The following is a 12,441-nucleotide window of genomic DNA, read 5'->3' as shown; positions in this document are numbered from 1 at the left end:
GAAGGAAGCATCGATGAACAAGCCTTTGGCCTTGCTGGGCGGAACGCCCTTGTGCCAGCAGTCGTGGCCTCAGTGGCCGCAATCCTCAGCCACCACGCGCCGCCATCTGGACGCGGTGCTGGACAGCCATCGCTGGTCCATCAGCGGCCAGTACCGCGGCGAGCCCTCCTGGGAGGAGCGCTTCGGCAAGGCCTTTGCTCAGTACACCGGGGCTGGGCACTGCGTGCCCGCGTCCACGGGCACGGCCAGCCTGACCATGGCCCTGGAGGCCTGCGGCGTGGGAGCCCATGACGAGGTCATCGTCCCCGGCGTCAGCTGGGTGGCCTCTGCATCTGCCGTTCTCGGCATCAATGCCATCCCCGTTCTGGTCGATGTCGACCCCCATACCGGATGCCTGGACCCGGCCCGGGTCGAGCAGGCCCTCTCGCCAAGAACCCGCGCCATCACCGTCGTGCATCTGGGGTCGGCCGTGGCAGAACTGGAGCAGCTGTGCCGGATCGCGAGCGACCGGGGCATCCCGCTGATCGAGGACTGCGCCCAGGCCCATGGTGCGCGCTATGCCGGCCGCCACGTCGGGACCTTCGGTGCCGCCGGCACCTTCTCCATGCAGCACAGCAAGCTGCTGACCAGCGGCGAAGGCGGCGCCGTGATCACCGACGACGCGAGCCTGGCACGTCGACTGGCCCATCTCCGCGCCGACGGCCGGATCCTGGCCGAGACCGCTCCGTCAATCGATGAAATGGAGTTGGTGGAAACCGCCGAACTCATGGGCAGCAACTACTGCCTCTCCGAGTTCCACGCCGCCATCCTGATCGCTCAGCTGGAGTTGCTGGACCAGCAACTGGCAGTACGGCGGACCAACGCGCATCGCCTGGACGCGTTGCTGCGGTCGCTGGGCTTCTTCCCGCAGGAAACCTCGGCCGGCACCACGGCGCGGGCGCACTACACCTACGTCGTCAGGCTGCCCGAGGACCTTCTGGAGCGTGCACCCATCGCCCGCCTTGGCGCGGCCCTCGGAGCCGAACTCGGTCTGCCCTGCAAGACCATGTATGCCTCGCTGAACAGGAACCGCCTGTACCAGCCCGCATCCAGACCCCGTTTCGATCTGGGCCGGGAGTTCGCCGACGCCGTCCGCCCCGAGCGCTACGCCCTGCCGGCCGCCGAGGCCTTCTCCGCTGCCACGCTGGCGCTCCCGCACCGCATGCTGCTGGCGGATGCGCAGGCCATTGAACAGGTGGCCGCGGCCTTCGAGAAGGTGGCGGCGAACGCCCACCAGCTGTGTGATTGAACAGAGCCGACGTGTCAGTGCATCGCTTCACCCTCATCCGCCATGCCCAGGCCGCTTGCAACGTACTTGCGCCTGATTCGCCCTGGACTCCCGCGCTGGATGACTGCGCGCTCACGCCACTGGGTCAGCAGCAGGCCAACAGCCTGGCTGCGCATTGGCCCACCGAGCTCTACGCGCCGAAGCTGTATGTCAGCCCCATGCGCAGAGCCCGGGAAACCGCAGCACCACTCGCCCGGCAGGGCGGGATGCCCCTGGTCCTGGACGAGCGGCTGGCCGAGGTCACTCTGCAGGGCGACGTCACGCGACCGCTGTGGCAGCATGATTGGGATGACATCCTCGAACAGCGCATCCGCCAGCCAGACGAGTCCCCCCTGAGTGGCGTGGAGTCCCTGCGTGCCCAGTTCCTGCGCGCCCAGGGCTTTCTGAAGGAACGGCTGGCCGCTGGCAGTGGCCACCACATGATCGTCTCGCACGCTCAGACACTGGAGCTGCTGATCCTGAGCCTGCTGGGCCTGGCGCTCGAGGACCTGCAGCGCTTCCGATTCCGTCTGAGCAACACCGGTGTTCACATGATCGAGTGCCAGACCGATGGCAGCGCGCCTCGCCTGATGCTGGTGAACTCTCTGGCCCACTTGAATCGCCTGGTCTAGGACCCGGCTCGGAGTCACAAATGATTGAAGTGCTTGGGCTGCAAAAGCGCTACCTGGTGCACCAGCGTGGGCAGGACCTGCGCTCCGTTCTGCGCTCGCTCTTTCACCGGCCCACCGAGGAGGTGCACGCCCTGCGCGACATCTCCTTCCGCATCGAGGCCGGCGAGCGCGTGGGTTTTCTGGGCCCCAACGGCGCGGGCAAGACCACGCTCATGAAAATCCTCTGCGGCCTGCTGCATCCGTCGGCCGGCAGCGCCCGCGTGGATGGCTTCACGCCCTATGAGCGCCACCCGCATTACCTCCAGCGCATCACCATGCTGATGGGTGGCAAGAGCCAGCTGATCTGGGACCTGCCACCGGCGGACAGTTTCGAGATGGTCCAGGCCCTCTACCGGATGCCGGGACAGGCCTTCCGCGCTTCCCGCGACGAGTTGGTGGAACTGCTGCACCTCGCGCCGCTGCTCCACAAGCCCACCCGGCAGCTGTCGCTGGGCGAGCGCATGCGCTGCGAGTTCGCCGCAGCACTGCTGCACCGCCCACGGGTGCTGTTCCTGGACGAACCCACCATCGGCCTGGACGCGGCGATGCAAGCCGCCGTCAGGGACTTCGTCCTGGCCTACAACCGCAAGCACGAAGCCACCGTGCTGCTGACTTCGCACTACATGCAGGACGTTGCCGCCATCTGCCCGCGGGTGCTGCTGATCAACCAGGGCGCGGCCGTCTATGACGGGGACCTCCGCGACTTCGTCACCTCGATCAAGCCCGAGAAGGTCGTCAGCCTGCGCTGGTTTGGCCCGCCTCCGGCCAACGGCTTGCTGCAGTCCTTGGGCCTGACCTGGTCCGAGGACGGCACGGTGAGCGGCCGTATCCCCAGTGAACGGGTGCCGGACACGGTGCGCCGCATGTTGTCCATGCATGAGGCCGCGGACCTCAAGGTCGAGGATCCATCGCTGGACGATGTGCTGCGAGAAGCCTATGGCCAGGGCCAGGATCGGGCGGCCGCATGATGCTCACCCTGGCCCGCATACGCTTCGCCGAGGTCATCGCCTGGCGGGCCGAGTTCCTGCTTTGGCTGATGACGCTGACCATGCCCTTGACCATGCTGGTGTTCTGGCGGGCCGTGACGAGGGACGGCGCCTTCGCTGGCTACACCAGCCAGGACATCACAGCCTACTTCCTGGCCGTGCTGGCCGTCGCCCTGCTCACCGAATGCAATCTGGTCTGGAACCTCAATGAGGACCTGCGCACCGGCGGCCTGTCCTTCTGGCTCATCAAGCCGGCACACCCCCTGAGCACCTATCTCTCCATCACCCTGGCGGAACTCCCGGCGCGAGTTCTGGTGGCCCTGCCGGTGATCGGGCTGGCCCTGCATGCCGGAGGGGCTGCCGAGCCGGTCGGCGGTCGCCTGCTGCTGTTCCTGCTGTCCTTGCCAATGGCCCTGGGCATCAACCAGGCCGTGCAGATCATGGTCGGCAGCCTGGGCTTCTGGATGGACCGGTCCATCACCCTGTTCAAGCTCTACGAGCACGTCGGCAGCCTGCTCTCCGGCTACATGATCCCGTTGGCCTTCCTGCCCGCCGGCGTGCGAGGCGTCGCCGACTGGCTGCCCTATCGCTTCGTCATTTCACTGCCCGTGGAGCTGCTGCTAGGCCAGCATGACGGCACGACGGCCCTGCGCCTGCTGCTGGTGCAGGCGGCCATGCTGGTCGTGCTGAACTTGATGGCCATGAAGGTCTGGGCCCTGGGCGTGCGCCGCTACACCGCGTTTGGCTGATGACACACCCTCTCCACCTCCTCAAGGCCGTCACCTCGCTCGGACTCAGGCGTGCCGTTCAGTACCGCACGGACTTCCTCCTGGAGGGAGCCGCCACCTTGCTGGTGCTCAGCCTCCAACTGATTCCTGTTGAAGTGCTCTTCGGACAGCGGCAGGAGATCGCGGGCTGGTCCCACGGCAGCATGCTGGTCCTGCTCGGCTGGTACATGGTGATGCGAAGCATCCTGGACGGCATCATCACCCCCAGCCTTGCACAGACCATCGCCGGCATCCGCACCGGCAACTTCGACTATGTGCTGCTCAAGCCCGTTGATCCCATGGTGCTGAGCTCCGTCAGCCACATCCGCCCCTGGCAGATCCTGCACACGCTGGCGGGCCTGGGCATCGCCGGCCGCGGCTTGCTGGTGCTGGACCAGATGCCCACGGCAGGCGCCATGCTGGCGGCCGTGCTGATGTCCGTGGCTGCCCTGCTTACCGTCTATGCCCTGTTCATTCTTTGCGTGGCGGGCTCCTTCGTCGTGGTCAGGATCCAGAACATCATGAACGTGCTGGCCTCGTTGCTGGATTTCGCACGCTGGCCTGCGCAGGTCTTCGAGGGGCTCTGGCGACTGGTGTTCACCTTCGTCCTGCCTGTTGCCGTGATCAGCACCTACCCGGCCATGGCCCTGCTGGGCCGTTTGACGGCGCAGCAGGCGCTGACCAGCCTGGCCGTCGCCGCGGGCTTCCTGAGCCTGGCGCGCTGGGCCTGGCAGCGCTCACTGGCCCGCTACCGATCCGCCTCCAGCTGAGGCCCCAGCCGGCTGCCGCCTCGCCGTTCCCATGCCCATGTCACTTGCATGAATCGCCTCTTCGCCACCCTCGTCCTCCCTGCCCTGCTGAGTCTGTGCGGCCCGGCCTCAGCAGTCCGGAGCACCGAGCCTCAAACGGCTCCATCCCCCGGTCTTGCACATCGCGCGCTCAGCATCAGCAAGACCCAAGTCCCTCGCATCGACGGGGATCTCTCGGATCCGGTGTGGCGGGATGCGCCCATCCATGACAGTTTCCAGCAGTTGCAGCCGCGTGATCGCGTGCCAGCGCGCTGGCGCACCACAGTACAGATCCTCGTGGACGAAGACGCGCTGATCTTTGGCATCCGCGCCTTCGACCCGATGCCAAAGGACATCCGCGCCCCGCTGGTCCGCCGCGATCTGGTAGGTCGCAGTCAGGATCATGTCGCCGTCTACATCGACGCCGTCGGCCGCCGGCAATCCGCGCAGTACGTCCGCGTCAGTGCCAGTGGCGTCATTGCCGACGGCATCTACAACGCCCAGGACAATACCGAGAACTACGCACCCGACTTCGACGTCCAGGCAGCGTCGCGGATCACCGAGGACGGCTACGGCGTCGAGCTGCGCGTGCCCCTGGCTGAACTGCGCTATCCGAGGAGCTCCGCCCTGCCTTGGCGCGTCATGGTGGTGCGCAGCGTGCCACGCAGCGAAAGCGCTCTGTGGACCAGCGTCCCCGCCACGCTGGACGACTTGAATCTGCTGACCGAGCTGGCCCCCATCGAAGGGCTGTCCGAACGCATGGAACGCATCGGCGACCAGAGCTTTCTGCGCGTCCGGCCCGAGCTGACGCTGCGCAGCACGCGGACCCAGCAGGATGGCAGCAGCCGCTCGGAGCGGGCCGCCGACCTGGGCCTGTCCGTGAAATGGCGGCCCCGCGCCGACTGGGTGGTCGACGCCACCCTCAATCCCGACTTCTCCCAGGTGGAACTGGATCAACCCCAGCTGTCCAGCAATGTGCGCTATGCGCTGTACCAGGCGGAGAAGCGCCCTTTCTTCCTCGAGAGCATGGACGTCACGGGCCAAGGGCTGGGCAATGACGACGGCGCAGCCCGCGGTCTCGCGGGCTTCTACTCACGCGCCATCGCCAACCCGCGCTGGGGGCTGCGCGCGACCTGGCGCGGCCCCAGCAGCGAGGCCACCGCCTTCGGCTTGCGTGACAAGGGAGGCGGCCTGGTGCTGCGGGCCAACGCCTACGGCACCGATGAGGCACAAGTACTGACGGCCTCAGAAGCCTACTTCATCCGCGGCCGGACACAGCTGAACAGCCTGGGCCTGGCCGGACTCGCGTCTGCCCGCGACTATGGGCAGGGACGTCACAACGTCGTGGGCGGCGCCAGCATCGAGCGTGAGGCCGAGAACGGCTGGCAGTGGCGCGTACTGGGCCTGCTTTCTTCCACCACCGCTGCGTTGGACGATGGGGGCCGCCTGGTCCAGGAGAAAGCGCAACACGGGCACTACGTCTGGCTGGACCTCCGCCATCGCAGCGAAGCCTGGGCCTCGCGCCTGCACCTGGAAGAGATCAGCCCACGCTTTGCCAATGACAACGGCTTCATCAACCAGAGCGGCATACGGCGCCTGTCGTACGAGCTGAATCAACGTGATGGCCCCAAGCCCCTGGGCCTGTTCGAGGCCGACGAGTTCGAGTGGCAGCTGCTGCTCCAGGAAACGCACGCCCTGCGCGACGAGCACCACGGAATTCCTGGCGGCGAGGTGGTCGATCGCACCGTGGCGCCTGGCGTGTGGTTCAGCGGCCCGCGCAACCTGGACGCCTGGGTGCACTACAACACCCGCCACCTGCGCACACAGGGCGGTGGCCGGTCTCATGCCGAGCACAACTTCAACCTGGGCTTCGGCATTACGCCAGGCGCCCGCTTCAGCAGCCTCAAGATGGAGTTCGACTTGGGCCGCATGCTGGATGTCGACGCCGAGCGCGTCGTGCCGGGCATCAATGGCCGTATCGAGGCCCAGTTCCGCTACATCCGGGCGGGCGCCTGGTCCCTGGAATGGAGCCCCTTGCTGAAATGGACCCAGCTGCAGCACCCGGCCGGCGGCCGTTCGTTGGACGAGCAGGCCCTGCGTTCCCTGACCGTGCTGCAACTCTCGGCCGAGGACAGCCTGAAATGGATCGCGCAGCGCTACCGCGCCGTCCGGGCCGAAGAAGCGGACGGCCCCGCAGCCTCGCTGCGCAGCAGCACCGTGCACTCGCTGGTCTACCAGCGGCGGACCGCCCAGGGCAGCCTGCTGGCTCTCGGCTTCACGAACACCCGCAGTCCCAGTGCAGGCACCCGGCAGACCGAATGGTTTCTGAAGTATGCCCAGGACCTGTGGCGCTGAGCACGGGGGGGGCGCGTCGCCCCCTCGCGTCCGTCTTGCCAAGCGCTGGAGGAGCCCTGTTTCGTTCCGAGCGGCCCATGATCGGCCCGTTCGACGCCACGGCGCTGCCTGCGTCCATTGGACGCAGGCAGCGCCACCACTGACCCAAGCCCACAGAAAGGCCCCCGCATGCATGTCACCCTGATCAATCCCGGCGTCGCTTCCGGCGCACGGCTGATGCGCTCCTACTCGGGTGGTTACGGTGATCTGGTCGAAGAGACGGACACCGACCAGATCGTTTTCCCTCCGCTGGAACTGCTGCGCATGGCGACCGTGCTGCGCGCCCAGGGCTTTGAGATTGCCCTGCTGGACCTCCAGGTCAAGCCTGACCAGGCCCTGCCCGATCGCAGCGATGTGGTGGTGAGCACACTGTCGATGCCCACTCTGGACGAGGACTGCGCCAGCGCCGCGGCCTTCAAGAGCCGGCTGGGCGCCACCCGGCTGCTCGTGCTCACCTCCATCGCCGACCAGGCCGTCCTGGATGAAATCCAGGCCCGGTCGGGTGCCGACACGGTCTTCGGGCCTCGTCAGATCGAGCAGGCCGCGAGCCTCTGCAGCGGCAAGGAGATGCCGGCACCCGCTGCCTACATTGCTCCTGATCGCTCGCTGATCGACAACACCTGCTACAGCTTCAGCCCCATGACCGACATGGACCCCGGACTGGGTCTGGTCACGGCAGCCAATGCCAGCTACGGCTGTCCCTACCCCTGTGGTTACTACTGCCCCTACCCCGCCGCCGAAGGCACCAAGTTCCGGCCGGTGCCGCTGGAGACGCTGCTGGACGAGTTGAAGTCCATTGCCGCACTCGGCATTGGGGGCGTGGTCTTCCGTGACCCGACCTTCTCCCTGGACATGGCAAGAACCGCCGAGCTCTGTGATCGCATGGTCGCAGAGGGCATCCGCCTCGCCTGGTGGTGCGAGACTCGGCTGGACCGGCTGGACCAGGAACTTTTGACCAAGATGGCAGAGGCCGGCTGCCGGGGCATCGAGATCGGCGTGGAAAGCGGCGACCCGCAAAGCCAGGCAGCGAACACCCGCAAGAAGCTGGACCTCCAGCGCCTGGTGGACATCCGCGCCTTCGCCAATGCGCTGGGCATCAAGATGCAGTTCCTCTTCATCGTCGGCCTGCCCGGCGACACGCGCCAGAACATCATCAACACCTACCGCTTCATCATCGACTGCGGACTGGGCACCAGCGAGTTCAACCTCTCGACCATCACGCCCTACCCTGGCACCCCCTTTTACCAGGATGCCCTGGACCGTGGCTGGTTCGAATTCAAGCCCAGCCGCATGACCGGCTACCAAGCCAATTCGCGAACCGACACCTTGAGCCTGGACGAGATTGCAACGGCCGTGGACCTGGGCGAGACGCTGCGCGCCAGACTTGACGCCCAGGCTGACGCCGCCGAAATCGGGGCCCTGCTGGAGCGCATGGAGGCCTGGGCCAAGGACGCTCCTGCGAGTCGCATGCCCGCCGTGAGGGTGGAGGCATGATGGTCCAGACCACAGCGCGCCCCCTCACCCTCATCACCGGAGCCAATCGCGGCCTGGGCCATCATCTGGCCCGATTGCTGGCCGCGGCAGGTTCGGACCTGCTGCTGGTGTGCCGCCGCCCCCTGAGCCCCGATCAACGCGCCGCCCTGCAGGGTGGAGGCCAGGCGGTCATCGAGCTGGCCTGTGATCTCCGGGATCCGCAGGCACTGGCCGCAGGCCTGCGCCCGCTGCTGGAAGCGCGGCCACTGCACTGCGCCATCAACAATGCTGGCGTGTTCTCGCAGCAGGAGGAACTGGGCCTGTCCGGCCTGGCCATCGGGGACATCGTCGACATGACCAGCGTGAATGCCACGGCGCCCGCCGTGATCAGCGCCCTGGTCCAGGACAAGCTGCAGCCAGGCGGCGTGCTGGTGAACGTCCTGTCCGACATGGCTTTCCCCCAGACCTGGAATGGCAGCTACCCGCTCTACTGTGCGACCAAGGCCTTCCTGTGGGCGCTGACCGTGAACAGTGCCACTGCGCTAGAGGCGCGGGGCGCCAAGGTCATCGGACTGGATCCAGGCTGGATGAAGACGGACATGGGGGGGGATGAAGCGCCCGACGATCCTGTCGAGGTGGCCAGAGGCTTGCTGTCCCTGCTGGCGGCACCCCAGCGCCTGGACAACGGACGCGTCTATGGCCTGTCCGACTTCGCCGAAGCCTCCGCCATGGCCGCCGAGGCCTGATGGTGCGCCCCGGCCTGCCGCACGGTGGGCCGGTTCTCAGCCGAGTTCGGCCTCGCGAAGAAAGGAGCGCCGGTCATCGGTTTGATCGGCATTGCGCATGAGCTCCGCGCCCAAGATGCGCCCCGGCTCCGCTCGCCCCAGGACCGTCATCGGATCCTCGAAACCATTCACATAGCCCAGAGCAAAGGCGCCGCACTGGTAGCCCATCAGCCGCAGCAAGTCCTCGGGCAGGGTGCGGGCCACTTCCAATGGGCAGGACAGGAACTGGTTCTCTTCCTGACGCACCCAGCCCACCGCGTAGGTCAGGTTGATCGCGCTGCGGACTTGGTCCGACCGATTCTCCCCTCCCCCGTGGTAGACCTTGCCGTCGTAGACAAGCACCGAACCCTTCTCCATTTCGGCAGGCAGGCTGTCGGCGATCTCGAGCTCCAGGCTCCGGCCCAAGCGATGACTACCGGGGACCACCCGGGTCGCGCCCATCGCCTCCGTGTATTCGGTCATCGCCCAAAGGGTGTTGCACTGCACGTGATAGTCCTGTGGCCAAGGGTACATGTCCCAGGCCACTTCGTCCTGGTGCAGGGTCTGGGCGCGCGCCCCTGGGTGTACTGCCACGACCTGCGTGCAATGCAACTGGATAGTCGTCGCGTGGGCCAGGAATCGTCGGCTGGTCTCCAGGATGGTGGGATGCATCACCAGGTCGCGGACGCCCTGTGAACGCGCCACCAGGCCTCCTGTGCGCTTGGTGCGCCGGCCCAGGATGCCGTCCGGGCCGAAGGGCGTTCGGTCCATGAAAGGCGCCAGCTCGCCGGCAATCCCGTCCATATGGTCCGGAGACACCAGTCGGTCGATGATGGCATAGCCGTGTTCCTGCAAGCAGGCCAGGACTTCTTCCGGCCGGACATCACTGGGTAGGTGGATCAAGGACATGGCGACAAGGGTCTGCTGAAGTGAACGATGACGGCGGAGTCCAAGCGCTCAAGCGGCATGGGCAGGCTCGGGCCTGCAGGCCCGGCGGTACAGCTGCAGGGTTCGCTCGGCCAGAACATCAGGCGAGAAGCGCCCCAGCACATGGGATCTCAGGCGATCGGCCTGCAGATCCTCGCGGTGCCGGCCGGCAAGCACCTCCTGAACGCGCTGTATCAAGGCCTGGGTATCCTGCGGAGGCACCAGAAGGCCTGGCGTGACGGCACCGAGGATCTCCCGCAAGCCCCCCACGGCAAATGCCACCACGGGCACGCCAGTGGCCAAGGCCTCGATGCTGGCGCCGCCAAATTCCTCGTACACCGAAGGCATCACCAGCAGGCGGCAGGCCGCCATGGCCTGCGGCACCTCGTCGTTGGGGATAAAGCCGGTGATGGTGACGTTGTCAGCCACGCCGGCGTCTACCAATGCCTGCTGCAGGCGGTCGCGCTGCGGACCGTCGCCAACCACCAGGAGGTGGTAGCCCTGCGCCTGCAAGGCCGCGGCCAGGGGTGCCAGGTGCGTCCAGCCCTTTTCCTTGGCCAGGCGTCCCACAAAGCCCACCACCCGCTCCGGCAGCCGATGGCGTTGCCTGAAGTCCCGGACGGCGGCTTCCGGCGGCGGCGCGAACTGCTGGGTATCCACCACGTCGGGCATCACCTCCACACGCTCACTCCATTGCGACAGCACTGCGGCGGTGGTCTGGGTAAGTGCCATCACCCGCTCTGCCTGCGCCACCACCCGGCGTTCCAGCCAGCGGGCCACGCCGTGCTGGATGCGATCCAACCAGCCATGAGGCGCGTACACCGCCAATCGCGAGCAGTGCACGGTGACCAGCAGGGGCCGCCGCAGCAGGCGCGGCGCCAGCCAGGCCACCAGCAGGGCGGGGATCTGCCCATCGAAGTGGGCATGGATCAGATCCCAAGTGTGCTGCCGTCTTTGCCGCCACAGGCGGAGCAGGGTGGCCACGGCCCAGGCTTCGGTGAGTCCCACCAGGCCGCTGAACTCCGATCGGATATGCGGAATTGGCGCCAACTGGCGCTCCACCCACAGATTGGTCTGGAGGCAGCGCCGCCTCGGCAAGCCTGGAAAGCCGATGGTCATCACATCCTGGTGCACGCCGCGCTCGGCCAACTGCGCCGCCTGCCGCCAGGTCTGAATCTGCATGCCACCCACGGCATCGAAGGAGGCCGGCCAGGCCTTGACATCCGGGTGATGGAAAAACGGCGTGAGCTTGAGCACCCTCATGCCGACGCCTCTGAATGCCGGGCAGGGACCGCGGGTGGCGTCATGGGCGGCGTCGTGATCGACGACCCATCCTGGCCATGCAGGCCTTGTGCACGACGGCCGGAAATGCTGAATGCCCCGACCGCGCAACGGCCCGCGCTGCCGCCGCAGGCCTGCAAACCCAACAGCCGTGCGATGTCGGACAGGAATTCCGCGGCCATGAGCGGCTGGCGCGGCCGGAACACGCCCAGCCGGCTTACGCCCTGAAGCTGAAGCTGGGCCACCCACCGCAGACAGGGGTAGGCCCAAAGGACCCGATCCACCTCGGGGGCAGGCTTCCTGAGCTCGTTCGCATAGGCTGCCAGTTCGGAGGCAGGGATGTCGACGTCGGTCAAGGTCACCGCCCGGCCCGGATCCGCCATGTCGGCAAGCAAGGCCTTCGGGTCTGACAGCGCCAGCAAGGGCCGCACATCCTCTTGCGCCCGGGCATGCAGCAGCAGGCGGCCCACGCCACCCGCCGATGCAGGCAGGGCATGGAGCGCCGCAAAGCCCAGGCGCAGCCGCTTCCAATCCCGCCTCTGCAAGGCACAGAGATCGGCCTGCGCCGGCGTCAGGCTCACCGAGACATGGCGGAACTGCGAGTCCTCGTCCAGCTGCCGCAGGCAATCGAGCGCCTGCTGCAGGGTGGTCTCTGCCGGCCAGCGCAAATCCAGATCCGCTCCGGCGCTGTACTGCCTGGGCGCCAGCTCAGGGAAGAATGCGTCAAGGAAGAGGTGGTACTCCGTGCCTTCGTCGGTGCCATGGATCAGGTTGCGTACCTTGCTCGGCACGCCGAAGTGGCGACGGATGGCACATTTGCAGTCGTAGAAGGCTTCCGCCCCCCCGCCACCTTGCAGCAGGTGCAGGGAGACGGGTCGTGAACACAGATGCTGCACATAGGCCGGCAATGGATGGAGGAAAAGCCTGCGGACACGGGCTTCGTCCAGTTGCACCACGCGCCGCAGCGACTCCTGGAAGCCCGCATCTCGGACGGCCGCCAGGATTTCGTTAGCCAGACCGCGCTCCTGGGCATCCGGTTTGAGCATGGCGATGACGGGCTCATGCATGGCAGGGGCTTGCATGG

11 protein-coding genes are annotated in these 12,441 nt (G+C 66.9%); 8 read left to right on the top strand and 3 right to left on the bottom strand.

What is annotated here, in order from left to right; genetic code table 11:
* The first annotated feature begins 13 nt into the window (after positions 1–13).
* From ACS5PK_RS03415 to ACS5PK_RS03380, 8 genes are all read left to right on the top strand, one after another.
* Entirely contained in the window at positions 14–1,288 is a 1,275-nt protein-coding gene (locus tag ACS5PK_RS03415; RefSeq protein ID WP_439438876.1) for a DegT/DnrJ/EryC1/StrS aminotransferase family protein, read from the top strand.
* On the top strand, positions 1,285–1,938 hold the full coding sequence (locus ACS5PK_RS03410; RefSeq protein ID WP_439438875.1) for a histidine phosphatase family protein: 654 nt from the start codon (positions 1,285–1,287) through the stop codon (positions 1,936–1,938). The genes ACS5PK_RS03415 and ACS5PK_RS03410 overlap by 4 nt, the downstream gene beginning before the upstream one ends.
* A 20-nt stretch (positions 1,939–1,958) precedes the next feature.
* Entirely contained in the window at positions 1,959–2,945 is a 987-nt protein-coding gene (locus ACS5PK_RS03405; protein ID WP_439438874.1) for an ABC transporter ATP-binding protein, read from the top strand.
* Positions 2,942–3,712 carry an ABC transporter permease gene (locus ACS5PK_RS03400; RefSeq protein ID WP_439438873.1) on the top strand — a complete coding sequence of 257 codons (771 nt, stop codon included), beginning with the start codon at positions 2,942–2,944 and terminating at the stop codon, positions 3,710–3,712. The genes ACS5PK_RS03405 and ACS5PK_RS03400 overlap by 4 nt, the downstream gene beginning before the upstream one ends.
* A complete protein-coding gene (locus tag ACS5PK_RS03395) occupies positions 3,712–4,500 on the top strand; it encodes an ABC transporter permease (protein ID WP_439438872.1) in 789 nt (262 codons plus the stop codon). Before ACS5PK_RS03400 ends, ACS5PK_RS03395 begins: the two co-directional genes overlap by 1 nt.
* A 48-nt stretch (positions 4,501–4,548) precedes the next feature.
* The gene (locus ACS5PK_RS03390; RefSeq protein ID WP_439438871.1) at positions 4,549–6,873 is read left to right on the top strand and encodes a DUF5916 domain-containing protein; all 2,325 of its coding nucleotides are present in this window, start codon (positions 4,549–4,551) and stop codon (positions 6,871–6,873) included.
* A gap of 168 nt (positions 6,874–7,041) precedes the next feature.
* The gene (locus ACS5PK_RS03385) at positions 7,042–8,406 is read left to right on the top strand and encodes a radical SAM protein (RefSeq protein ID WP_439438870.1); all 1,365 of its coding nucleotides are present in this window, start codon (positions 7,042–7,044) and stop codon (positions 8,404–8,406) included.
* The gene (locus ACS5PK_RS03380; protein WP_439438869.1) at positions 8,403–9,131 is read left to right on the top strand and encodes an SDR family NAD(P)-dependent oxidoreductase; all 729 of its coding nucleotides are present in this window, start codon (positions 8,403–8,405) and stop codon (positions 9,129–9,131) included. Before ACS5PK_RS03385 ends, ACS5PK_RS03380 begins: the two co-directional genes overlap by 4 nt.
* A gap of 36 nt (positions 9,132–9,167) precedes the next feature.
* Here the strand turns inward: ACS5PK_RS03380 and ACS5PK_RS03375 are convergent, their stop codons facing one another.
* The 3 genes from ACS5PK_RS03375 to ACS5PK_RS03365 all read right to left on the bottom strand — a co-directional run bounded on the left by ACS5PK_RS03375 (position 9,168) and on the right by ACS5PK_RS03365 (position 12,439).
* A complete protein-coding gene (locus tag ACS5PK_RS03375; RefSeq protein WP_439438868.1) occupies positions 9,168–10,004 on the bottom strand; it encodes a phytanoyl-CoA dioxygenase family protein in 837 nt (278 codons plus the stop codon).
* A 102-nt stretch (positions 10,005–10,106) separates the two neighbouring features.
* Positions 10,107–11,339: a glycosyltransferase gene (locus ACS5PK_RS03370; RefSeq protein WP_183103926.1), complete on the bottom strand. Its 1,233-nt coding sequence runs from the start codon at positions 11,337–11,339 to the stop codon at positions 10,107–10,109.
* On the bottom strand, positions 11,336–12,439 hold the full coding sequence (locus tag ACS5PK_RS03365; RefSeq protein WP_439438867.1) for a hypothetical protein: 1,104 nt from the start codon (positions 12,437–12,439) through the stop codon (positions 11,336–11,338). The genes ACS5PK_RS03370 and ACS5PK_RS03365 overlap by 4 nt, the downstream gene beginning before the upstream one ends.
* Positions 12,440–12,441 lie beyond the last annotated feature (2 nt).

Source organism: Roseateles sp. DB2 (genome assembly GCF_051857535.1).
Lineage (GTDB): Bacteria > Pseudomonadota > Gammaproteobacteria > Burkholderiales > Burkholderiaceae_C > Roseateles_B.
The sequence above is the reverse complement of the archived record's forward strand: the minus strand, read 5'-3'. Positions and strand labels throughout refer to the sequence as shown.